Origin of the sequence: Sinorhizobium sojae CCBAU 05684 (assembly GCF_002288525.1) — a bacterium.
Lineage (GTDB): Bacteria > Pseudomonadota > Alphaproteobacteria > Rhizobiales > Rhizobiaceae > Sinorhizobium > Sinorhizobium sojae.
In genome coordinates this window covers 3,336,338-3,357,254 of the sequence record NZ_CP023067.1, presented here as the reverse complement: position 1 = coordinate 3,357,254, position 20,917 = coordinate 3,336,338, and the positions used below count along the sequence as shown (strand labels likewise).

19 protein-coding genes are annotated in these 20,917 nt (G+C 62.9%); 4 read left to right on the top strand and 15 right to left on the bottom strand.

Going from position 1 to position 20,917, the window contains the following annotated elements:
- Positions 1–149: 149 nt before the first annotated feature.
- The 7 genes from SJ05684_RS16245 to SJ05684_RS16215 all read right to left on the bottom strand — a co-directional run bounded on the left by SJ05684_RS16245 (position 150) and on the right by SJ05684_RS16215 (position 8,668).
- Positions 150–986 (bottom strand): amidohydrolase family protein, encoded by an 837-nt coding sequence (locus SJ05684_RS16245; protein WP_034852600.1) that lies wholly within the window; start codon positions 984–986, stop codon positions 150–152.
- Positions 983–2,005, bottom strand: a complete 1,023-nt coding sequence (locus SJ05684_RS16240) for a zinc-binding alcohol dehydrogenase family protein (protein WP_034852602.1) — start codon at positions 2,003–2,005, stop codon at positions 983–985. The genes SJ05684_RS16245 and SJ05684_RS16240 overlap by 4 nt, the downstream gene beginning before the upstream one ends.
- A gap of 38 nt (positions 2,006–2,043) precedes the next feature.
- Positions 2,044–3,021 carry an ABC transporter permease gene (locus SJ05684_RS16235; RefSeq protein WP_034852603.1) on the bottom strand — a complete coding sequence of 326 codons (978 nt, stop codon included), beginning with the start codon at positions 3,019–3,021 and terminating at the stop codon, positions 2,044–2,046.
- 30 nt (positions 3,022–3,051) lie between these two features.
- Positions 3,052–4,593, bottom strand: a complete 1,542-nt coding sequence (locus SJ05684_RS16230) for a sugar ABC transporter ATP-binding protein (protein WP_034852604.1) — start codon at positions 4,591–4,593, stop codon at positions 3,052–3,054.
- A 165-nt stretch (positions 4,594–4,758) separates the two neighbouring features.
- On the bottom strand, positions 4,759–5,748 hold the full coding sequence (locus SJ05684_RS16225) for an ABC transporter substrate-binding protein (RefSeq protein WP_034852606.1): 990 nt from the start codon (positions 5,746–5,748) through the stop codon (positions 4,759–4,761).
- A 202-nt stretch (positions 5,749–5,950) separates the two neighbouring features.
- Positions 5,951–6,970 carry an aldo/keto reductase gene (locus SJ05684_RS16220; protein ID WP_034852608.1) on the bottom strand — a complete coding sequence of 340 codons (1,020 nt, stop codon included), beginning with the start codon at positions 6,968–6,970 and terminating at the stop codon, positions 5,951–5,953.
- A 192-nt stretch (positions 6,971–7,162) separates the two neighbouring features.
- Positions 7,163–8,668 (bottom strand): UxaA family hydrolase, encoded by a 1,506-nt coding sequence (locus SJ05684_RS16215; RefSeq protein ID WP_034852610.1) that lies wholly within the window; start codon positions 8,666–8,668, stop codon positions 7,163–7,165.
- A gap of 196 nt (positions 8,669–8,864) precedes the next feature.
- Here SJ05684_RS16215 and SJ05684_RS16210 point away from each other — a divergent pair, with 196 nt between their 5' ends.
- A complete protein-coding gene (locus tag SJ05684_RS16210) occupies positions 8,865–9,743 on the top strand; it encodes a GntR family transcriptional regulator (RefSeq protein ID WP_034852612.1) in 879 nt (292 codons plus the stop codon).
- A 14-nt stretch (positions 9,744–9,757) separates the two neighbouring features.
- On the opposite strand, the gene hpaI is transcribed toward SJ05684_RS16210, so the two are convergent.
- Together hpaI and gabD are read right to left on the bottom strand one after the other, a co-directional pair.
- Positions 9,758–10,558: a 4-hydroxy-2-oxoheptanedioate aldolase gene (gene hpaI / locus SJ05684_RS16205; RefSeq protein WP_034852613.1), complete on the bottom strand. Its 801-nt coding sequence runs from the start codon at positions 10,556–10,558 to the stop codon at positions 9,758–9,760.
- 236 nt (positions 10,559–10,794) lie between these two features.
- On the bottom strand, positions 10,795–12,249 hold the full coding sequence (gabD, locus tag SJ05684_RS16200; protein WP_034852614.1) for an NADP-dependent succinate-semialdehyde dehydrogenase: 1,455 nt from the start codon (positions 12,247–12,249) through the stop codon (positions 10,795–10,797).
- Between the two features lie 295 nt (positions 12,250–12,544).
- Here gabD and SJ05684_RS16195 point away from each other — a divergent pair, with 295 nt between their 5' ends.
- Complete coding sequence (locus SJ05684_RS16195) at positions 12,545–13,141, top strand: nitroreductase family protein (protein WP_034852619.1); 597 nt, start codon at positions 12,545–12,547, stop codon at positions 13,139–13,141.
- A 176-nt stretch (positions 13,142–13,317) separates the two neighbouring features.
- On the opposite strand, the gene gyrB is transcribed toward SJ05684_RS16195, so the two are convergent.
- The 5 genes from gyrB to SJ05684_RS16170 all read right to left on the bottom strand — a co-directional run bounded on the left by gyrB (position 13,318) and on the right by SJ05684_RS16170 (position 18,658).
- On the bottom strand, positions 13,318–15,753 hold the full coding sequence (gene gyrB / locus SJ05684_RS16190; RefSeq protein WP_034852620.1) for a DNA topoisomerase (ATP-hydrolyzing) subunit B: 2,436 nt from the start codon (positions 15,751–15,753) through the stop codon (positions 13,318–13,320).
- 136 nt (positions 15,754–15,889) lie between these two features.
- Positions 15,890–16,267 carry a helix-turn-helix domain-containing protein gene (locus SJ05684_RS16185; protein ID WP_034852621.1) on the bottom strand — a complete coding sequence of 126 codons (378 nt, stop codon included), beginning with the start codon at positions 16,265–16,267 and terminating at the stop codon, positions 15,890–15,892.
- Positions 16,264–16,827 carry a Smr/MutS family protein gene (locus SJ05684_RS16180; protein ID WP_034852622.1) on the bottom strand — a complete coding sequence of 188 codons (564 nt, stop codon included), beginning with the start codon at positions 16,825–16,827 and terminating at the stop codon, positions 16,264–16,266. The genes SJ05684_RS16185 and SJ05684_RS16180 overlap by 4 nt, the downstream gene beginning before the upstream one ends.
- Positions 16,820–17,938 (bottom strand): murein transglycosylase A, encoded by a 1,119-nt coding sequence (gene mltA / locus SJ05684_RS16175; protein ID WP_034852623.1) that lies wholly within the window; start codon positions 17,936–17,938, stop codon positions 16,820–16,822. Before mltA ends, SJ05684_RS16180 begins: the two co-directional genes overlap by 8 nt.
- Positions 17,939–17,953: 15 nt before the next feature.
- Positions 17,954–18,658 (bottom strand): Tim44/TimA family putative adaptor protein, encoded by a 705-nt coding sequence (locus tag SJ05684_RS16170; protein ID WP_034852624.1) that lies wholly within the window; start codon positions 18,656–18,658, stop codon positions 17,954–17,956.
- A gap of 128 nt (positions 18,659–18,786) precedes the next feature.
- Between SJ05684_RS16170 and SJ05684_RS16165 the strand changes: the two genes are divergently transcribed.
- Together SJ05684_RS16165 and secB are read left to right on the top strand one after the other, a co-directional pair.
- On the top strand, positions 18,787–19,293 hold the full coding sequence (locus SJ05684_RS16165; protein WP_034852625.1) for an FxsA family protein: 507 nt from the start codon (positions 18,787–18,789) through the stop codon (positions 19,291–19,293).
- A 168-nt stretch (positions 19,294–19,461) separates the two neighbouring features.
- Positions 19,462–19,962 (top strand): protein-export chaperone SecB, encoded by a 501-nt coding sequence (gene secB / locus SJ05684_RS16160; protein WP_034852667.1) that lies wholly within the window; start codon positions 19,462–19,464, stop codon positions 19,960–19,962.
- Positions 19,963–20,043: 81 nt separating this feature from the next.
- Here secB and dnaQ read toward each other — a convergent pair whose 3' ends face one another.
- Positions 20,044–20,742 carry a DNA polymerase III subunit epsilon gene (dnaQ, locus tag SJ05684_RS16155; RefSeq protein ID WP_034852626.1) on the bottom strand — a complete coding sequence of 233 codons (699 nt, stop codon included), beginning with the start codon at positions 20,740–20,742 and terminating at the stop codon, positions 20,044–20,046.
- Positions 20,743–20,917: the final 175 nt, after the last annotated feature.

The following is a 20,917-nucleotide window of genomic DNA, read 5'->3' as shown; positions in this document are numbered from 1 at the left end:
GTGTCCGCAATGATTGCAGACTATCACGATTTTTGTGCAGTGCAAAAAACGCCCTATGCTTTTCAGAGCTTATGTAGGCGAATCACTTCCTAATTTCCGATATTGCTCAAATAGCATGGTCGAGTCTTGGCGACTATGATGTTCGTACCTCAGCGCGCGGTAATCCCATAGAATCTTGCGGCTGTTCCCGCAAATATCGCCTGTTTTTCAGGCACCGACCTCTCAGCAGTCAGTGCTCGCGCAGCGGCAAACCACTCGGCATAGTCGGCATCGAGTAAGACCACCGGCCAATCGCTGCCGTACATGACCCGGTCGGCGCCAAAGACCTCGATAAGGTGCGAGGCATAGGGGGTGAGCCGCTCTTTTGACCACGCTCCGCCCGCTTCCGTCACCAATCCGGAGAGTTTGACACTGACGTTGGGTCGAAGTGCGAGTGCCGCCATATCGGCACGCCAGGGCTCGAGTCTGCCGCCGGCAATGAAGGGCTTGGCACCGTGGTCGACGACGATCGCGAGGTCCGGCAACCGGTCGGCAAGTGCGGCGATCACCGGCAGATGACGCGGCTGAACGAGCGCATCGAAGCGAACGTCCAGTTGCGGCAGCGCTTCGAGCGTCGCGATCACCTCCGGCCGCAGAATCCACGCCGTTTCCGCAATGCTTTGCAGCATCGGCCGAATGCCCCTGAACTTGCTGTGGCGCTTCAACCGCTTGACCTCGGAAACGGCATCCGAAGCGAGGAGATCGACCCAGCCGACCACCGCCGCGACCGTCTCCTCGCGCTCTGCGATCGCAAGCAGGAATTCGGTTTCCGCGACATTGGGCGCTGCCTGCACGAGCACTGTGCGGGTAATGCCGGCCGCGGCCAGATGCGGCGTCAGGTCGGCCGGTCCGAAGTCTCGATAGATCGGCTCGAGATCCGGCCCCGGCCAGTCATTATGGCCGAGGCCGAGTGTCCAATAATGCTGATGCGCGTCGATGAAGTTCATGAGGCATCCACCGCGATCACGGCCTTCACGAGGCCGGTCCTGTCATGGGCCCAGCGCGGCAGGTCTGCGACCGCCGCCTCGAGCGTCGTACGGTGCGTGACCAGCGCCTGCACGGGAACGAGCCCTTTACCGATCGAGGCGACGACATGGCCGAAATCCTCGCGTGTCGCATTGCGGCTGGCCACCAGCGTCATTTCACGTTTGTGGAACTCCGGGTCGGAAAAGCGGATCTCGTCCTTGACCACGCTGACGAAGACAAGCGTGCCGCCATGGCCGACATACGAGAAGGACCGCATCATCGATGCGCCATTGCCCGTAGCGTCGAAGGCGACATCGAAACCCTCGCCCTCCGTCGCCTCGGCGATCGCCTTCTCCGATCCTTCGCCGGCGAGGATCCCCTGCAAAAATCCTAGCCTGTCGGCGGCGAAGGCCAGGCGTTCGGCGCTCGTGTCGAGAAGCGTCACCGCGTGCCCGGCAATCCTCGAGAAGAGCGCCGTGCCGAGACCGATCGGGCCGGCGCCGATCACCAGCGAGCGGGCACCGGCCGCAGCGCCCGAGCGCCTGACCGCATGGGCGCCGATCGCCAGGAACTCTACAGTCGCCGCGGCTTCCGGTGAGAGACCGTTCGCCGGGTAGAGGTTCTCCTCCGGCATCACGATCTCCTCGCAGAAGGCGCCATCGGTATGGACGCCAAGGACCCGGACCGAAGTGCAGCAATTGGGTTTGCCCTTGCGGCAGGCAATGCAGTTTCCGCAGGCGATATAAGGATTGACGACGACCAGCGTTCCGGGAACGAGCGCGCAACCGGAGCCCGCCTCGACTACCGTTGCGGAGATCTCATGGCCCATGACGCGCGGATATTCGAGGAAGGGGTGCTTGCCCTCGAAGATGTGATAGTCGGTGCCGCAGATGCCAACGCGGCGGACCGCGAGGCGCACCCACCCCGTGTCGGGTGCCGCCGGACGGGCGCGCTCGACGATTTCGAGGCGACCAGGTTCTTGGCAGACGACAGCTTTCATTGCGCGCTCCGAAGTTTGATCCATGGGGCAATCATGCGTCACCGCGATCCGCGTCGCCTGAGCTGGTCGAAATAGACGATGACGATGATCAGCAGGCCGGTGATGATGCGCTGCCAGAACGAGTTGACGTTCAGGAGGTTGGCGCCGTTGTTGATGGTTGCCAGGATGAAGGCGCCGAGCAGCGGCCCGTGGACCGAGCCGACGGCGCCGAAGAGGCTGGTACCGCCGATCACAGACGAGGCGATCGCCTGCAACTCCCAGCCCTCGGCCTGGGTGGCGTTGCCGATGCCGATGCGCGAGGCCAGAAGCAGGCCGACAAAGGCGGCGCAGGTCGAGGAGAGGATGTAAGCCAGGTAGATCGTCCGATCGACGTTGACGCCGGAGAGGCGTGCCGCTTCCCGATTCGAACCGACCGCGAAGAGATAGCGGCCGAAGCGACTCAGGTGCAGGAAGACGTAAGCCGGCACCGCGACGAAGATCACCATCCAGAAGAGACTGGGGATGCCGAGGAAATCGGCGCGGGAAAAATTGGTGAAGGCCTCGTTGGTGATCGAGATCGTCGAACCATTGGTGATCAGCAGGCCGATGCCGCGCAGCGAGGTCAGCGTCGCGAGCGTGATGATGAAGGGCGGCAGCCCCATTCGGACGATGCCGAAGGCGTGAAAGCCGCCGATAAGCACGCCGATCGCCAGCGTCGCGACGATCGCAAGCCAGAGCGGCACGCCGGCGGCAAGCAGCCAGGCGACGATGACGCTGGTGAAACCGACCACCGCGCCGACCGAAAGGTCGATGCCGGCCGTAATGATGACGAAGGTCTGGCCGACCGCGAGAATTGCCGTCATCGCCCCCTGGCGAAGGAGATTGCTGATATTGTTCGGCGTCCAGAAGGCGTTGGTCGCCAGACCGAGTGCCAACCAGAGCGCAAGCAAGAGGCCGAGAAGCGTGAGACCGAACAGGATGCTGACGCCCCTCTTCGGCGCCGGTGCCACGCTGCCTTCTACCGTTTCCACGCTCATCTTTTCCCTCCCTGCAATCTTCTCAAATCGTCACGCGTTGATCGCCTGCGCCAAGACTTCCTCGTGGCTCGCGGCGCGGTAATCGTGGCTCGCCACCAGCCTGCCCTGGCGAAAGACGTGCAGCCGGTCCGCAAGCTCGTAGACTTCCGGCAGGTAGGAGGAGATCAGGATGATCCCTGCGCCCTGTTCGAGCAGCTGGGCCAGGAGCCGGTAGATTTCCGCCTTGGTGCCGACATCAACGCCGACGGTCGGCTCGTCGAAGATGAACAGCTTGGCGCCATGGCTCAGCCATTTGCCGATAACGATCTTCTGCTGGTTGCCGCCGGACATGGCCGAGGCGAGCACATGCCGCGACGGTGTCTTGATCTGCAGGTCGCGAATCTGGCGGTCCGCATTGGCCGCTTCCTCGGCGCGGTTGATGGTGAGGCCGCGCGTCAGCCGGCGAAAGACCGGAAGATTGATGTTGAGCCCAATCGGCAGATTGAGGCAGAGCCCCTGATCGCGGCGGCTCTCCGGCGCCAGCGCGATGCCGAGTTCCATCGCCTTGCGCTCGTTGTCGATTTCGACCTTCTTGCCCTGCCAGTAGACCTCGCCGGCTTTGGTCGGATGGCGGCCGTAGAGGCCGAGGGCGAATTCGCTGCGGCCGGCACCGATCAACCCATAGAGCCCGACGATCTCGCCGGCCCTCACAGAGAGCGATATGTCGGTAAAGCCTAGGCCCGAAAGCCCGCGTGTTTCGAGGATCGTCTCGCCGAAGGGAAAGTGCTCCTTATGGTAGATCTGCTCGATGGTCCGGTTGATCATCAGCGCGATCAGCTCGGCCTCGTCGGTTTCACCGATTTCGCGCGTGCCGACATGGGTGCCGTCGCGCAGGACCGAAACACGGTCGGCGAGCTCGAATACTTCCTCCAGCCGGTGGCTGATATAGACGATGGTGACGCCTTCGCTCTGCAGACGGCGGATGAGGCGGAAAAGCTGTGCGGATTCCTGGCGCGTCAGATATGCGGTCGGCTCGTCGAAGATCAGAAAGCGGATGCCGCGCATGGCCGCGCGCGCGGTGGCGACCAGCTGCTGCTGGCCGATGGTAAGATTGCCGAGCGTGGCGTCGGCCGGCAGGTCGAAGCCGAGGTCGTCGAGCACGCCCTGCGCCGCAACGGTCATTGCGCGCTTGCGCATGAGACCATTGCGGTTCATCTCGTCGCCGAGGAACATACTGGCCGCGACGCTCAAGTGCGGACAGAGCACCACCTCCTGGTGGACGGCATTGATGCCGCGGGCGATCGCCTCGTTGGGGCTCGCAAGCTGCACCGGCTCGCCGCACCAGCGCACCTCGCCGGCGGTGCGCGCAATGACGCCGGTCAGGAGCTTGATCAACGTCGACTTGCCGGCACCATTCTCGCCGACGATGGCATGGATCTCCCCCGAGAGGAACGTGATGGATGCGGGCTTCAGTGCCTGGACCGCGCCGTAGTTCTTCTGCAGGCCGCGCAACTCCAGGATCGGTTCCCCCTTCGCGACGGCCGTCTTGAGTTTGGCATCATGCCGGTGGCTGACCTCTTGAAGCCCGGTCATCTTCCCCTCCTCGATATTGCCGGGGGCGGCCGGCTCCTCGCCACCGGCCGCCGCGCCTGCTGCATCGTCTCCTTAAATCTCGATTAAAGGAGACAGACATGCGTCAATTCAAAGCTGTCGATGAGGCCGCGGCGCGCGAAGCGCCGCGACGCAAATCACGACGGATCAGTTCACCTTGGGGTTCAGGAGGGCGTCGATCTTCGGATCGGCCATGTTGGCCTTGGTGACGAGATTCGCGCCGGTGTCGACATTGGCCTCGACCTTCTCGCCCTTCGATACGGCGAGCGCCGTCTTCACACCGTCATAGCCCATACGATAGGGATCCTGGACAACGAGGCCGGCGAGCACGCCTTCCTTCAAGAAGCTCACCGTCTTGTCATCGCTGTCGAAGCCGATGACCTTGATCTTGTCGCCCAGCTTGTTCTCGGCAATCGCTTGACCGGCGCCCTGCGCCATGATCAAGTTGGAGGCGAATACGCCGACGAGATTGGGGTTGGCGGTGATCAGGTCGGTCATGATGTTGAGACCGGTCGTCGCCTGGCCGTCGGCATATTTGTCGGCGACGACTTTCAGGCCCGGATATTTGGTCTTCAGCTGATCCAGGAAGCCCTCGCGCCGCTGGTCGAGCGAACCGACGCCGGGCAGGCTGGTGATGATGGCGACTTCGCCCTCTTCCTTGCCAGTGGCTTCCTTGATCGCCGCGGCAAGCCCGTCGGCGGCAATGCGGCCGCCCTGGACATTGTCGGTCGTCAGGAACGAGGCGAACGACTTCGAATCGGCAGCAGAATCGATGCCTACGATCGGCACGGCCTTGGCGGCCTCGTCGATCGGCTTGCCGAGCGCCTTGAACTCCGTCGGCGCAATGACCACGGCTTCCGGCGCGCCGGCGACGGCGTTTTCAAGAATGCTGATCTGGCCGTTGATGTCCGATTCGGACTGGGCGCCGAGCTCCGGCACGTTGACGCCGAGGTCCTTGCCCGCCTGGCGTGCGCCCGCCAGTACGATCTGCCAGTAGAAGGAGGTGGTGTCCTTGACGATGATCGGGACGCTGACGTCCTGGGCGAAGGATGTCATCGGCCCCATGGTGGCCATGAAGGCGGCGCCGGCAAGCGCGGTAAAGGCACGGCGGGAAAGAATATGCTTGGCAATGCTCATCGGGTTCTCCTCTTGAAGTGACACCTTGCTGTTCCGTTATCGAGAACGATCCGCCAGGTGCCCACGGACCGTCTTTTATCTATAAAAAACATTTCTTCACACTAATGCAGCTGATCCGAATTGGCAAGCCTTCTTGCGCTCTCCTTAGCTGCTTTCCTCCCGACGCAAGCGGCACTGCCCGCCATCGAACGGGTTCAGCCGATTAGACCCGGACGGCCTGGTCGCCAAGTTCCGGTGCCACGAGCGTAAAGGGTTCGTAGACCGCGAATTCCTCCAGCGTGACTTGCCGCCGCGTAAGCTCCATGTTCCGCTCGAGACTTTCAGGCTTTGCGGTGCCGATCAGCACCGAGGCCACAGAAGGATTGACAAGCGGGAACTGGAGCGCGGCGGCGGCGAGCGGCACGCCGCGCCCGCCGGCGATCCGCTCCATCGCCGCGACCTTCGTCCTGACCTCTTCCGTCGCCGGCATATAATCGAAATGCGCGCCCTCCACCGGGCCAGTGGCAAGGATGCCGGAGTTGAAGACGCCGCCGACCACGAGCGACGTTCCCTTCTTCTCGCAAAGCGGCAGGAGCTCTTCGACGGCCGAGCGGTCGAGTAGCGTATAACGGCCCGCGAGCAGGATGCAGTCGATATCGGCCCGGCTGAGGACGTCGAGACAGACCGGCACCTCGTTGACGCCGAGACCATAGGCCGAAATGACGCCGCCGGACTTCAATTCCTCCAAGGCCTTCAGGCCGGAATCGAGCAATTGCCGCAGATAGATCGCGTTCTTCTTCGCACCGTGGGTGTAACTGCCGATATCGTGGACATAAAGGATATCGATGCGATTGAGTCCCAGGCGGGCGTAGCTCAATTCGACGGAACGCATGATCGCGTCATAGCTATAGTCGTAGCTGACATCGAAGTTCAGCGGCTTGACGTAGGAATAGTCGGGAACCTGGTCCTCAGGCACCGGATGCAACAGCCGGCCAACCTTTGTCGAGAGCACGAAATCGTCGCGCGGCTTGTCGCGCAGGAAATCGCCGGCCCGGCGCTCGGCGAGCCCGAGCCCGTAATAGGGCGCTGTGTCGAAGTAACGTATGCCCGCGGACCAGGCCGCGTCGAGGGTCGCCATGGCCGCCTCGCGCCTGCATTCGCGGTAGAGGCCGCCGAGCCCCGCAGTGCCGAAGCTGTATTCGGTCACGGCGAGGCCGGTTCGGCCGATCCTTCTCGTCTGCATTCCTTGTCTCCTCCCTGCAAGGATTGCGTTTTTCTCACCTGCGTTTCGGTTCGAAACGAGTTTGCCCCTCACCCTAGCCCTCTCCCCCCAGGCGGGGAGAGGGGATGAAGCCAGCGCCGCGTGTCTCCTTCGCTCCGCTTGCGGAGAGCAGGTGGCCGGCAGGCCGGATGAGGGGCAGTTGCTGCCCCACATTTAAAGCGTCGCCCCCAGATGCCAGGGGACGAACTCGTTATCGCCGTAGCCGAAAAGCTCGCTCTTGGTCTTGCCACCCGAAGCCGTGTCGATGATCAGATCGAAGATCCTGCGGCCGAGGTCGGCCACGGTCGTCTCGCCGGAAGCGATCACGCCGCAATCGATGTCCATGTCCTCTTCCATCGCCCGGTAGAGCGCCGTATTGCTGGTGAGCTTGATCGACGGCGCCGGCCGACAGCCGAAGCAACTGCCTCGGCCCGTGGTGAAGGCGATGACGTTGGCACCGCCCGCCACCTGGCCCGTGGCCGAGACCGGGTCGTAGCCGGGCGTGTCCATGAAGACCAGGCCGTGTTCGGTCACGCGTTCGGCATAGCTATAGACGGCGGTTAGCGGAGAGCGGCCGCCCTTGGCGACGGCGCCAAGCGACTTTTCCAGAATGGTCGTCAAGCCGCCCCTTTTGTTACCCGGCGAAGGGTTATTGTCGAGCGAAGCGCCGTGCAGCGCGACATAGTTCTCCCACCAGGAAATCAGGTCGTCGAGTTTCGCCGCCACCGTGTCACTGACGGCGCGGCTGCGCAGGAGATGTTCGGCGCCGTAGATTTCGGAGGTTTCGGAGAGAATCGCCGTGCCGCCGACACCGGCGAGGATATCGACCGCGGCACCGAGCGCCGGATTGGCGGTGACGCCGGAAAGGCCGTCGGAGCCGCCGCACTGCAGCCCGACGATGATCTCGCTGACCGGGATCGGCACGCGCCGCGCGGGTGCGACTTCCCTGGCGATCTCCTCGAGCACGCCGAGCGCGCGCTCGACCGAACGGCGCGAGCCGCCAGCCTCCTGAATGTTGAAGTGCCGCTTCTCGGCACCGGCGCCGCTCTGGCCGTAAAGCGTCAGCTGGTTGACCTCGCAGCCGAGACCGACCATCAGAACGCCGCCGAAATTGGCGTGGCGGGCATAGCCGGCGAGTGTTCGGTGCAAGTTTTTCATGCCGTCGCCGGTCGAAGACATGCCGCAGCCCTGATCGTGGACGATCGGCACGAAGCCGTCGATGCCTTCATACCTCGGCAGGATACGCCGGTTGGCCTCATCGGCAATCGCGCGACAGACGGTGGTGGAACAGTTCACGCTGGCGATAATGCCGATATAGTTCCGCGTCGCGGCCCGCCCGTCCGCACGGCGGTACCCGAGGAAAGTGCGCGCCTTGTCGGCCTCGCTTGCGGCCTCCGGCGGAACCGGGGCGCCGATTGCGAGCCTGTCCTGGTCGAAGGCGAGATTGTGGGAATGCACGTGATCGCCCGCGGCGATTTCAGACGTGGCGCGGCCGATCGCCTGGGCATATTTGACCACCGGTTCGCCTGCCGAAATCGACCGGATCGCCACCTTGTGGCCGGGGTCGATCCTCACCGCTGCCCGCGCACCGCCAGGCAGTGTTCCACCCGGCTCGATGGCAGTCGTGGCAACGGCGACATTGTCCTCCGGCGAAAGCAGGATCGACGACAGTGCAGACAATTTCTGGCTCTCCCCGGAACATTGCTTTTGTCTTTTATCTACAATAGACAGATTACCGTCAATGGTTATTATGAGGGTACATGCATTTTCGATGCGAAACGTTGGGTGCCGCCTGGCGTCGGGCTAGCTGAGTGCCGACGAACCGCCTAAAGCGAACGCCATCGAAGCGCGATTAACTCAAACCGCAGGACATCCAATGGCGAAACAGAACACTGTCTTCAAGGATGCCTTCAACCGCTGCCTCACGCAGATGGCTGAGACCCCTGCACTGCCTTCCGAGCCGGAGCTTGGGCAGCTTCTTGGCGTCAGCCGCACGACCGTTCGCGCTATTCTCGCGCGCTGCGAGGAGCTCAAGCTGATCAGCTGGGATAAGCGGCGCAAGACCGTGCTGCGCCGCCCGGAGCCTTCCGACTATTTTCCATCGGAGGAGACCAGTTCGCTTGCCGAGATCATCGAGCGCAGCTTCATGCGGCGAATTCTTGCGGGCGGCGCCGAACCCGGCATGCAGATCAACGAGTTGGAGCTCGCCCGGGAGATCGGCACCGGCACGACAAGCGTGCGCGAATTCCTGATCCGCTTCAGCCGCTTCGGCCTGATCGAGAAACGGCCGAACAGCCATTGGGTGCTCAAGGGATTTACCCGCGATTTCGCGCTTGAGCTGACGGAAGTCAGGGAAATGTTCGAACTTCGTTCCGCCGCCCGCTTCGTCACCCTGCCGGAGGACCATTCGGCCTGGGAGGAGCTGAAGAAGATCGAGGCCGTGCATCGGGAAATCCTTGCGGATATCGACGAACGCTACAGGGAATTCTCCGAGCTCGACGAGCGCTTCCACCTGCTGGTTCACAAATCGTCCAGCAACCGCTTCATCGTCGATTTCTACGACATCATCGCGATCATCTTCCACTACCATTACCAGTGGAACAAGGCGAATGCGCGCGGACGCAATGCCCGCGCGCTCGAAGAGCATCTCGCCTATATCGCGGCGCTTCAGTCGCGCGACCCGAAACAGGTGGAACAGGCTTGCCGCAGGCATCTGAAGTCCGCGCGGGAAACGCTACTCCAGTCAATACCGTAGTCCTGTTTCAATGATCAGTAGCCGGATTCAACGCCGTCCGGCGCGGTCTGGCCAAGAAATTCCCGGCGCAGACGCTCGCTGGCGCTGACGAGCAGCGTCACATCGGTGCCGATCGCCATGTAGTCGGCACCGAGTTCGCGATAATCGCGCGCCTGGGCAGGATCAAGGGTCAGGATGCCGCGCGCCCTGCCGGCACTCCTGATTCGGCTGAAGCCGTCGATGATCGCCGCGCGCACCTCGGGATGGCCTGGATTTCCAAGATGACCCATATCGGCCGCCAGGTCCGCCGGGCCGATGAACAGGCCGTCGACGCCGTCGAGCGCCGCGATCTCGTCGATCGCTGCGAGGCCTGCCCGGCTCTCTATTTGCAGCAGCAGGCAGATCTCCTCGTTCGCGTTCTCGAGATAGTCGGTGATCCGGCTGAAATTTGTGGCTCGACCCAAAGCCGCACCGACACCGCGGACGCCCTGCGGCGGATAGCGCACGGCGCGTACGAGCTGCCGTGCCTGCTCGACGCTGTCGACCATGGGGATGAGCAGCGTTTGGACGCCGGTGTCGAGGACCTGCTTGATGAGCGCCGTGTCGCCGACGGGAAGGCGAACGATCGGATGGCTGCCCCGCCCCGCGATCGCGCGATATTGCGCGGCAAGCAGCGGCAGGTCGTTCGGCGCATGCTCGCCGTCGATCAGCAGCCAGTCGTAACCGCTGCCGGCGACCACTTCGGCGGCATAGGGGCTGGCAAGCGCTACCCAGAGACCGAGCTGGAAGCGCCTTTCGCGTAGTGCCGCTTTAAAGGGGTTCTTCGGGGCCGGCATAGGCACACTCCTTTAACATCCGTCCATGCGGACACCTCAGATCGCCAGTCGAACGTCCCTCATCCGCCTGCCGGCATCTCCACGCTTGCGGGGGAGAAGGGCAAGCGGCGCCGCTTGTTTAAAAACCCGCTCTGCCTGCAAACGGAGAGGGGATGTGTCGAGGAATACCGGCATTCACCAAGCTTCTTACCGGCAAAAGAAAAAACCGGCCAGAGCTTTCCGGCCGGTCCAGGACATCAGGCGATGCCGCCGAGGCAGACATATTTGACCTCGGTGAATTCCTCGATCCCGTATTTCGAACCCTCACGGCCGAGACCGGAGAGCTTGACGCCGCCGAAAGGCGCTTCGGCGGTGGAAATCAGCCCCGTATTGACACCGACCATGCCGTATTCCAGCGCTTCGGCCACGCGGAACACGCGCGCGAGATCCTTCGCATAGAAATAGGAAGCAAGGCCGAATTCCGTGTCGTTGGCCTGCCTGATGACATCCGCCTCGTCCTTGAAGCGAAAGAGAGGCGCCACCGGGCCGAAGGTTTCCTCCCGCGCGACAGCCATCGCCTGTGTGACCTCGGCGAGCACTGTCGCCTCGTAGAAGGTGCCGCCGAGTGCATGGCGCCTGCCGCCCTGGACGACGCGGGCGCCCTTCGAAAGGGCGTCGGCAACATGTTCCTCGACCTTCTCCAGCGCCGACTTATCGATCAGCGGCCCGAGGATGACCCCGTCTTCCATGCCGTTACCGGTCTTGAGCTTGGCGACGGCGGCGGCGAGCTTCTCCGAAAAGGCCTCGTAGACGCCGTCCTGGACATAGAGCCGATTGGCGCAGACGCAGGTCTGGCCATTGTTGCGGAACTTGGCGATCAGCGCGCCTTCGACCGCCGCGTCGAGATCGGCGTCGTCGAAGACGATGAAGGGCGCGTTGCCGCCGAGTTCGAGGCCGAGCTTCTTGATCGTCGCGGCACTCTGCCGGTAGAGCTCGGCGCCGACCTCCGTCGAACCGGTAAAGGTCAGCTTGCGCACGGTCGGGTTCGAAGTCATCTCGGCGCCGATCTCTCGGGCCGAACCGGTGATCACCGAAAAGAGGCCCTGCGGCATGCCGGCGCGCTCGGCGAGCACGGCAATGGCGATCGCCGAAAACGGCGTCTGCGCGGCCGGCTTCAGCACCATTGCGCAGCCGGCGGCAAAGGCGGGACCCGCCTTTCGGGTGATCATTGCGTTCGGGAAGTTCCAGGGCGTGATCGCGGCGACGACACCGATCGGCTGCTTCATCACCAGGATGCGCTTGTCCTTCTGGTGACCGGGCACGATGTCACCGTAGACGCGCCGCGCTTCTTCCGCGAACCACTCGATGAAGCTTGCGCCGTAGACGATCTCGCCGGTCGCCTCGGCGAGCGGCTTGCCCTGCTCAGTCGTCAGGATTCGCCCGAGATCGTCCTTGTTTTCGATCATCAGCTCGAACCAGCGGCGCAGCACCGCAGAGCGCTCCTTGGCGGTCCTTGCCGCCCACTCCTTCTGCACCCGCGCCGCGGTTTCGATGGCGGACCTGGTCTCGGCGGCACCGAGCTTCGGAACGCGGCCGATCACCTTGCCCGTCGCCGGGTTCGTCACCTCGATCGAATTGTTCTGGTCGGCTTCGATCCAGTTCTCGCCCACGAGTGCGGCCTGGCGAAACAGCGATGGGTCATTCAGATTCATGGCGCGTCCTTCCTCCGGTAACTTTACAGAACTTATACAAGTTTTTTCCGGCCAGACAATCACTCCGGCCGCAAGTCGCGAAATTTCCTAACCGGACCTTTGCCAAGGGACCAATCGGTATGCCGAGCGCAGCGTCCCTCCAAAGAGTGGTTCGCCCGCGCGCCGCGGGTCATCACTTTCGAGCGAGCACATTTCAAAGCCGCACCATCTTCTGTAGCGTCGCTCCGCGAATCCGCCCACTCCTTTGTAAATAGGGCCTCCCAAGGGATTCGGAAGCAAAACAAGGACGTTTTTCGTGACAGAAATCAACCACAGAAAAGCCGACCACCCGATCCACTCGATCTTTCTGGAACGCTGGTCGCCGCGTGCCTTCACCGGAGAGGACATCGGCAAAGAGGAACTGCTAGCGCTCTTCGAAGCCGCACGCTGGGCGCCTTCGGCGAGCAATCTCCAACCCTGGCGCTTCATCTATGCCCGGCGCGGCACCGACTCCTTCGCCCGCCTGCTGAGCACGCTCGACGAGGGCAACCAGCGCTGGGCGAAGAACGCCTCGGCGCTCGTCGTCATCCTTTCGAAGACCCACCGGGTGACCTCGAGCGGTGAGGTCCGCCCCGCCTCGACGCATGCCTTCGACACCGGCGCCGCCTGGTTCGCGCTGGCGCTGCAGACGCAGTTGGCCGGTTGGCATGCGCATGCGATGGCGGGGATCGATCGCGACAAGGCAATAAAGGCGCTCGAAGTGCCGGAACACCATCGGGTCGAGGCCGCCGTGGCGATCGGAAAGCTCGCCGAACCCTCTACCCTGCCGGACGATCTGCGTGAACGCGAAAAGCCGAGTCAGCGCAAACCGATCGGCGAATTCGTCTTCGAAGGCCGCTTCAGGGCCGATTGAAAAGTTCAAATCAAAAGTGCGCGGAGCGCGCCGCTGCTCCGCGCTGTCCTTGCAGCAAGCCAGTCCGGCCGAGAACTTAGCGCCCCGCGTCTTTTCAGAAGCGCAAAGGTCGCTGTAACTCTTTAAATCTGGGCATCGTGCTTTCCGAAATCGGGCACGATTTTCAGTCCGATGCGTCAGATGTCGAGATTGGCGACGCTCAGGGCATTTTCCTGGATGAAGTCGCGGCGCGGCTCCACCTCGTCGCCCATCAAGCGTGAGAACAGACCGTCCGCGTCGGTCGCGTCGGCGATCTTGACCTGCAGCAAGGAGCGAACGTTCGGATCGAGCGTCGTTTCCCACAATTGCTCGGCATTCATCTCGCCAAGACCTTTGTAGCGCTGCATCGTCAGTCCCTTGCGGCCGGCGGCGAAGATCGCATCCAAAAGCGCGCGCGGGCCGCTGATCTCCTGGGCGCCGTCGCGGCGGCGCAATGCAGGCGGCGCCGAATAGATTTCCTTCAACTTTCCTGTCAGCTGGTCGATGTGGCGGGCATCGGACGAGCCGATCAGCGCCATGTCGAGAACGGCCACTTCCTTGACGCCGCGCACCATGCGCTCGAGCTTCAACCCGCCTTCCGCCGTCACCGTTCCGATCCAACCGCGCTCGGTCTCCTCGGCAACGACGTCCAGCCGCCGCGCGACCTCTGCCGCGACCTTCTCGAATTCGTCGCGATTGGCGTTGAGTTCGATGTTGAGTGCGCCGGCGATCGCCGCCTGTTCAACAATCGACCGGCTATAGCGGGAGTGCAGCCCGTCCATCAGCGAACGAAGGCGCAATGCGTCATTGATGACCTCGCGGAGATCCTGTCCGGCACGCACCTCTCCAGAGGCAAGTTCCAGCGAGGCCTCCTCCAGCCCCATGCTGATCAGGTAATCTTCAAGCGCCTTCTCGTCCTTCAGATATTGCACCGACTTGCCGCGCGTAACCTTATAAAGCGGCGGCTGGGCGATATAGAGGTGGCCCCGCTCGATCAACTCCGGCATCTGCCGGAAGAAGAAGGTTAGCAGCAACGTACGGATATGGGCGCCGTCGACGTCGGCATCCGTCATGATGATGATCTTGTGGTAGCGCAGCTTGTCGGCGTTGAACTCGTCCTTGCCGATCGAGGTGCCGAGCGCGGTGATCAGCGTGCCGATTTCCTGGCTCGACAGCATCTTGTCGAAGCGGGCGCGCTCGACGTTCAGGATCTTGCCCCGGAGCGGCAGGATCGCCTGGTTCTCGCGCGAGCGCCCCTGCTTGGCCGAGCCGCCCGCCGAATCGCCCTCCACCAGGAAGAGTTCGGATTTTGCCGGATCGCGTTCGGAGCAGTCGGCGAGCTTGCCTGGCAGTGACGAGATGTCGAGCGCACCCTTGCGCCGCGTCAATTCGCGTGCCTTGCGGGCCGCCTCGCGGGCGGCGGCCGCCTCGACCACCTTGCCGACGAGAACCTTGGCCTCCGCCGGGTTTTCCTCAAGCCAGACGCTCAAAGCCTCGTTGACGAGGCTCTCCACCACGGGGCGCACCTCGGACGAGACGAGCTTGTCCTTGGTCTGTGAAGAGAATTTCGGATCCGGGACCTTGACCGACAGCACCGCGGTCAGCCCCTCGCGGCAATCGTCACCGGTCAGTGACACCTTCTCCTTCTTGGTAATGCCGGACGTGTCGGCATAGGAGGTGATCTGGCGGGTCAGCGCGCCGCGGAAACCTGCCATATGCGTGCCGCCGTCGCGTTGCGGAATGTTGTTGGTGAAGCAGAGCACGTTCTCGTGGTAGCTGTCGTTCCACCACATCGCCACTTCGACGGTGATGCCGTCCTTCTCGCCTCGGATGGAGACCGGCTTGTGCACGAGCGGCTTCTTGGCGCGATCGAGATAGGCGACGAAGGCCTCGAGGCCGCCGTCATACATCATCTCCTCGCTGCGAATGTCGGAATGGCGCTTGTCGGTCAGCACGATGCGGACGCCGGAATTCAGGAAGGCGAGCTCGCGCAGGCGATGCTCAAGCGTCGCATAGTCGAATTCGACGTTCGAGAAGGTGTTCTCGCTCGGCAGGAAGGTGACCTCGGTGCCGGTCTCGCCGCCGGCGTCGCCGGTCACGGTCAGCGGCCTGTCGGCCACGCCATGGGTGAAGCTCATCTCATGGATCTTGCCGCCGCGGCGGATCTTGAGCTTGAGCGAGGTGGAAAGCGCATTGACGACCGAGACGCCGACGCCGTGCAGACCGCCGGAAACCTTGTAGGAATTCTGGTCGAATTTGCCGCCGGCATGCAGTTGGGTCATGATGACTTCCGCCGCCGAGACGCCCTCTTCCCGATGGATGTCGGTTGGAATGCCGCGGCCGTTATCCGTCACCGTGACCGAGCCGTCGGGATTGAGCGTGACCGTGACAATATCCGCATGGCCGGCGAGCGCCTCGTCGATCGCGTTGTCGACGACCTCATAGACCATGTGATGCAGACCGGAGCCGTCATCGGTGTCGCCGATATACATGCCCGGGCGCTTGCGGACGGCATCGAGGCCCTTCAGCACCTTGATGGAATCGGCACCATATTCGGCGGTCGCGCCGGCTTCGGTCTGAGAGATATCGGTCATTCGGCTTCAGGTCTTTCCAGGTTTTCGAACGTTCTGATTCGGTGCGAATCACAACGCGGGATGCCTCGCGGACTATAGAAAATTTGTCCAAGGGTTCCAAATCCCGACCCGTAGGATCACGGGGTCGGGGCGGGCTTCATCCCCTGTCATTATCAGGAAACGTGGCTTTTTCCAAAATATCTTCCATGGCCTCGATGGCCTCAGCCGACAGGTTGCGAATTCGCTCGCTCAAGCGGTTGGCAAAGGCCGTGTGGCCGGGCGGCAGGCCGGAGGTGTCGAGCACCACCCGAGGATCGGAAATCCGGGCAATCTGGAAGAGCTCTTCCGCCTCGTCCCAGATCACGTTGAAGTAACCGGCGACGCGCTGCAGGAAGTCGAAGCTCGGCGAGCCCCTCTTGCCATGTTCGAGCGCCGAAAGATAGGCCGGGGAAACCCCTATGGCCGCCGCCATCTCCTTTTGCGAGACGCCCTTGCGGCGGCGCAGTTCACGCATCGCCTCGCCGAAGGGCGTCATGACGCATGACTTTTGAAACGGGCGAGGCGCACATAAAGGGCGCCCTCGCCGCCATGATTCCTCGCAGCCGGCTCGTAGGACGAAATCAGCGGCCGGAATTCCGGCAGCGAAAACCAGAGCGGCACCGCCCGTTTCAAGGCGCCGTCGCTGCCGAGCGAGGTGCCCTTGCCGGTGATGACAAGCACATGCCTGAGCCCCCGCTCATGCGCCTTGATGAGAAACTGCAAGAGCAGCCCATGCGCCTCGCTCTGGATCATTCCATGCAGGTCGATCCGTGCTTCAAGCGTCAGCCTTCCCGTGGAGAGCTTACGCTTGACCGGCCGTTCGAGCGGGTGGTGGCGGTGTTCGGGCCTGCCGCTCGGCCTGAAGCCAGGCTCGGCCTTTGCCGACGCGGACGGTGACAGGCTCGTCTGCTTGGGCGCCGGAGCGGCTGGCGGCTGCTCTTCCTCTTTGAGCAAGTCCGTGAGTTCCTCCAGCCGGCCGGGCATCGGCCGCGTCGAGCGCGCGACCTTGCCCCACAGGATGCGGTCCTCCGGCGAGAGCTTCCTGTCCCTAGCCATGGCGATACCCGCGGCGATACCTGGCCGCCGCCGCGCGCGGTATGAAGATGAAGAAGTCCGCATCGTTGCGCACCGAGCCGGCAAGAGCGCCGGCGGCCTCGCCGGAACCGGTGAAGATGTCGCCGCGTGCCGGGCCGACAATGGCCGAGCCTGTGTCGAGCGCCAGCATCAGCCGGGCGAAAGGTCGTCCCGCGCCGAGATGGGTCAGGCTCTCGCTTGCGATATAGAACGGCACGCCGAAAGTGTGGATGAGGCGGTCGACCGCGAGAGAACGCCCCGGCTCGAGCGGGACCTTGGCGGCGGCAATCGGGCCGAGATCTTCATTTTCTACGGGTGCCTCGCGGAAGAAGATGAACGAGCGGTTATGCCACAGGACCTCGTCGACCCGGTCCGGGTTGGCGGCAAGCCAGCCCCGTATGCTCGCCATCGACACCGTCGCCGCTGCGATCTCGCCGCGCTCGATGAGCAGCTTGCCGATCGCGGAAAAACGATGCCCCGTCTTCGCCGCATAGGTGATGCGACGGCGCGTGCCGTCCGGATAGATGAGCCGGGCAGCCCCCTGCACATGGGCGAAGAACACATCGACCTTCGAGCGGGCATAGGCGATTTCGAGCCCGCCGCCGGCAAGGAACCCCTCCTCGATCGCTTGGCGGTCCGGATATTCTTCGATCGAGCCATCGGACAGCCGGCCGAAGGCGAAACAGGGGTCCATGCCGTCAGGCCGGTTATCGGCGTCGATGTCGACAAGGTCAGCCGGACGGCGGTAGAAAGGAAAGCGGAAATCATCGACCGCAGTCGCGCGCACCTCGATCTCCGGCTCGTAGAAAGCCGTCACGAAGCCCGCTTGTCTCCCGTCGGGCCGAATTCGGAAGGGCGCGAAATGCTCTTCAAAGAAGGCGCGCGCCCGCTTCGCGTCCGAACTATCCGCACCGGCCGCCTCGAGGGCAGGCAGGAGATCGTCGACTGAAATGCCGAGAGAGCCGGTTCTGTACGGCTTAACCATCGTCACGTGATGGTGGCAGCGGCGAAGCGCGGCGATCACCGGTGCGGGATCGTCCTCCTGCCAACCGGGCAGGTCGGAAAATGCGACCGGCTCGAGATCAAAGGCCATCGTCGCCCCGTGCGGTCAGTTTTCGGACTCGGTGGCGATCAGCTTCCAGTTCGGATCACGCGAGCGCACGTCGCGCGCGAAGGTCCAAAGATCATTGACCTCGGCCACGGAGTCGGCATCGCCGTCGATGAGCTTTCCCTGCTTGTCATAGGTGGCAGAGATGAGCTGGCTGATGATCCGCACCGTGATATTGGCCTCACTGCCTTTCTGTTCCGCATGGACGATGTCGGCCTTCTCGATACCGACGAAGGTCGATTTGACCACTTCCCCCTTCGCCTCGCGCTCGGCGATGGCGGCTTCGAAGCCCTCGTAGACCTCGCGGGAGAGAAGGCCTTTCAGCGTCTTGCGGTCGCCATCGGCGAACGCCATGACGATCATCTCGTAAGCCATCTTCGCGCCATTGAGGAATTCACCGGGTTCGAATTCTGGGTCGGCTTCGTTCATCGCTCTCAGCTGGCCGTTCAAAGGCGTGCCGGGTTTGGCATAGGAATCGATGGCCGCATAGCGGTTTTCGTCTTCCTCGCTCATCTCACGGCGGGGCAGTTGAACCACCTTGCCGCCGTCCTTGGCATCGGGGCCCTGGGCCATATCGCGCGGCGAATAGGGATCGAACGGCGGGCGCTCGCTTCCTGTCCTGCGACCGAGAACGCTCCGCAATTGAAGGAAGATGATCACAGCCGCGATCAGGAAAAAAAACGTGATGAAGTCAAAAGAGCCCATTTCCACCCGGAACCGCTGTTAGAATTGGCATTACTGTTCCATATAGTCCCCAAGGATAAACCATTCAAATGGCGATGTCGCACCCATAAACCGTCGCTTGGCCAATTCCATTCTCGTGAGCACCCCCGATGCGTTCCCTGATCATTCCTCTCACAATTCTCGGACTTCCGCTTGCGGAGATCGCCGGCTTCGTCGTGGTCGGACGCGCGGTCGGCGTCGCGGCAACGCTACTGCTCGTGCTGCTCAGTGCCGTCGCCGGCGTCGCGCTCCTGCGCATTCAAGGCTTCGGCGTGCTCCGCCGCGTGCAGGAATCGGCACGGAAGGGCATCGATCCGGGTCTTGACGTCGTTGGCGGTGCGCTGGTTTTCATCGCCGCGATCCTGCTCATCATTCCCGGCTTCATCAGCGATGCGGTGGGAATATTCCTGTTCCTGCCCCCGATAAGGCGCGCCCTCGCCCGTTTCCTTCAGTCGCGGATGACGATTCTGACCACCGGGACGGGCTTTTATAATGCGCGCGGCGCAAGGAGCGAGCGGTCGCAGGGCCAGGTTATCGATCTCGATGCGGACGAATTCTCGAGGGACGATGACGACGATAACGGGTCCGCGCCACCATCAAACCGCCTTTCCCGATGAGGCATGTCGTCAGAGTGGCTCAACCGGCCGCCCCGGCGCTGCCGATGCCGATCGCCGTGCGCGAGCGCGCCTGAAAATCTCCAAGGAACCAGTCCCGGCGCCGAGGGTTGTAAGCCCAGGTCCGAAATGCTAGATGGCCTCAGCAATTCGAAGTCCGAGGAAATTCTCATGACGACTGACACCGCATCCACCGGCAATGGCGGCGCCCAGCAGACCCCGTCGCTCAACATCCTGGCCCAGTACGTCAAGGACCTCTCCTTCGAGAACCCCGGCGCACCGCGTTCCCTGCAGGCGCGCGAACGGGCTCCGTCGATCAACATCAATGTCAACGTCAATGCCAATCCACTCGCAGAGAACGATTACGACGTCGTTCTGTCGCTGAATGCCGAGGCAAAGGACGGCGACAAGGTACTCTTCAACGTCGAACTGGCCTATGGCGGCGTGTTCCGCGTCAGCGGCTTCCCGCAAGAGCACATGCTGCCGCTGCTCTTCATCGAGTGCCCGCGCCTTCTCTTCCCGTTCGCCCGCCAGATCGTCTCCGACGCGACCCGCAATGGCGGCTTCCCGCCGCTGATGATCGACCCGATCGATTTCGCGCAGATGTTCGCGCAGCGCATGGCCGAGGAAAAGGTCCGCTCGCAGGTCGCGAATACCAACAGCACCAATTAAAAGTCTTTCAGGCTTTAATCCCGAACCCGGCTCGGTGAGCCGGGTTTTTGCTTGGCCGGATGCGCAGGCAGCCTTCCAACCTCAGCCGCCATATTTCGCCCAGATGGCCTTTGCGCCGATTTTGGAAATGAGGGCTGCATGAGCGGCAAGATCGGCTTCGGTCAAGCGGACCTGCAGGCGCCGCTCCCGCTGGATCACGAGGATCGGCGCATCATCGGCATCGGCCGCCACGCCGCCGACCTGGCTCGTCACGAGGCCAAGCGCCGCCTGCCGGCCGCCGATCATCTCGATGTAGACTTCGGCAAGCAGCTCGGAATCGAGGAGCGCGCCGTGCCTCGTGCGGTGGGAATTGTCGATGCCGTAGCGTCGGCAAAGCGCATCGAGCGAATTGGGGCCCATCGGGTGTTTGCGGCGGGCTAGCGCCAGCGTGTCGGTCACCCGGTCGCCGGCAACCGGGGGCAATCCGAGCCGTTCGAACTCGGCATTGACGAAGCCCATGTCGAAGGTGGCATTGTGCGCGACCCAGCGGGCATCGCCAAAGAATTCGAGGATCTCCTCGGCGACATCGGCAAAGGATGGCTTGTCCTTCAGGAACTCGTCGGTGATGCCATGCACCGCCAGCGCGTCGGGATGGACCTTTCGGTCTCCGGGATTGATATAGATATGGATGCTCCGCCCCGTCGGAAACTGATTTTCAAGCTCGACGCCGCCAATCTCGATCACCCGGTCCTCGCGGTTGTCGAGACCGGTCGTTTCCGTATCGAAGATGATTTCACGCATGCGGACTTCCCCGAGGCACTGGATAACGCGAATCGCTCGCGAACCGGTCTTCGTTTCTAATGTGCTTCGCTTCTCATTTGAAGCGGGAAGGCCAAGGCTGAGAGGCAATTCACCGCAGCGCCGCGTGTCCTGTAGCTTTCAACCTACACATCGTGCTTTCGGGGGATCGGGTCCG

Bases quoted from the DNA above. Each gene is read 5' to 3' on its own strand.
- gyrB (WP_034852620.1), bottom strand. From the start codon at position 15,753: ATGACCGATATCTCTCAGACCGAAGCCGGCGCGACCGCCGAATATGGT.
- SJ05684_RS16240 (WP_034852602.1), bottom strand. From the start codon at position 2,005: ATGAAAGCTGTCGTCTGCCAAGAACCTGGTCGCCTCGAAATCGTCGAG.
- SJ05684_RS16230 (WP_034852604.1), bottom strand. From the start codon at position 4,593: ATGACCGGGCTTCAAGAGGTCAGCCACCGGCATGATGCCAAACTCAAG.
- SJ05684_RS16225 (WP_034852606.1), bottom strand. From the start codon at position 5,748: ATGAGCATTGCCAAGCATATTCTTTCCCGCCGTGCCTTTACCGCGCTT.
- hpaI (WP_034852613.1), bottom strand. From the start codon at position 10,558: ATGCCGGCCCCGAAGAACCCCTTTAAAGCGGCACTACGCGAAAGGCGC.
- mltA (WP_034852623.1), bottom strand. From the start codon at position 17,938: ATGGCCTTTGATCTCGAGCCGGTCGCATTTTCCGACCTGCCCGGTTGG.
- dnaQ (WP_034852626.1), bottom strand. From the start codon at position 20,742: ATGCGTGAAATCATCTTCGATACGGAAACGACCGGTCTCGACAACCGC.
- SJ05684_RS16180 (WP_034852622.1), bottom strand. From the start codon at position 16,827: ATGGCTAGGGACAGGAAGCTCTCGCCGGAGGACCGCATCCTGTGGGGC.
- SJ05684_RS16165 (WP_034852625.1), top strand. From the start codon at position 18,787: ATGCGTTCCCTGATCATTCCTCTCACAATTCTCGGACTTCCGCTTGCG.
- SJ05684_RS16210 (WP_034852612.1), top strand. From the start codon at position 8,865: ATGGCGAAACAGAACACTGTCTTCAAGGATGCCTTCAACCGCTGCCTC.
- SJ05684_RS16185 (WP_034852621.1), bottom strand. From the start codon at position 16,267: ATGACGCCCTTCGGCGAGGCGATGCGTGAACTGCGCCGCCGCAAGGGC.
- SJ05684_RS16170 (WP_034852624.1), bottom strand. From the start codon at position 18,658: ATGGGCTCTTTTGACTTCATCACGTTTTTTTTCCTGATCGCGGCTGTG.
- SJ05684_RS16235 (WP_034852603.1), bottom strand. From the start codon at position 3,021: ATGAGCGTGGAAACGGTAGAAGGCAGCGTGGCACCGGCGCCGAAGAGG.
- secB (WP_034852667.1), top strand. From the start codon at position 19,462: ATGACGACTGACACCGCATCCACCGGCAATGGCGGCGCCCAGCAGACC.
- SJ05684_RS16220 (WP_034852608.1), bottom strand. From the start codon at position 6,970: ATGCAGACGAGAAGGATCGGCCGAACCGGCCTCGCCGTGACCGAATAC.
- gabD (WP_034852614.1), bottom strand. From the start codon at position 12,249: ATGAATCTGAATGACCCATCGCTGTTTCGCCAGGCCGCACTCGTGGGC.
- SJ05684_RS16245 (WP_034852600.1), bottom strand. From the start codon at position 986: ATGAACTTCATCGACGCGCATCAGCATTATTGGACACTCGGCCTCGGC.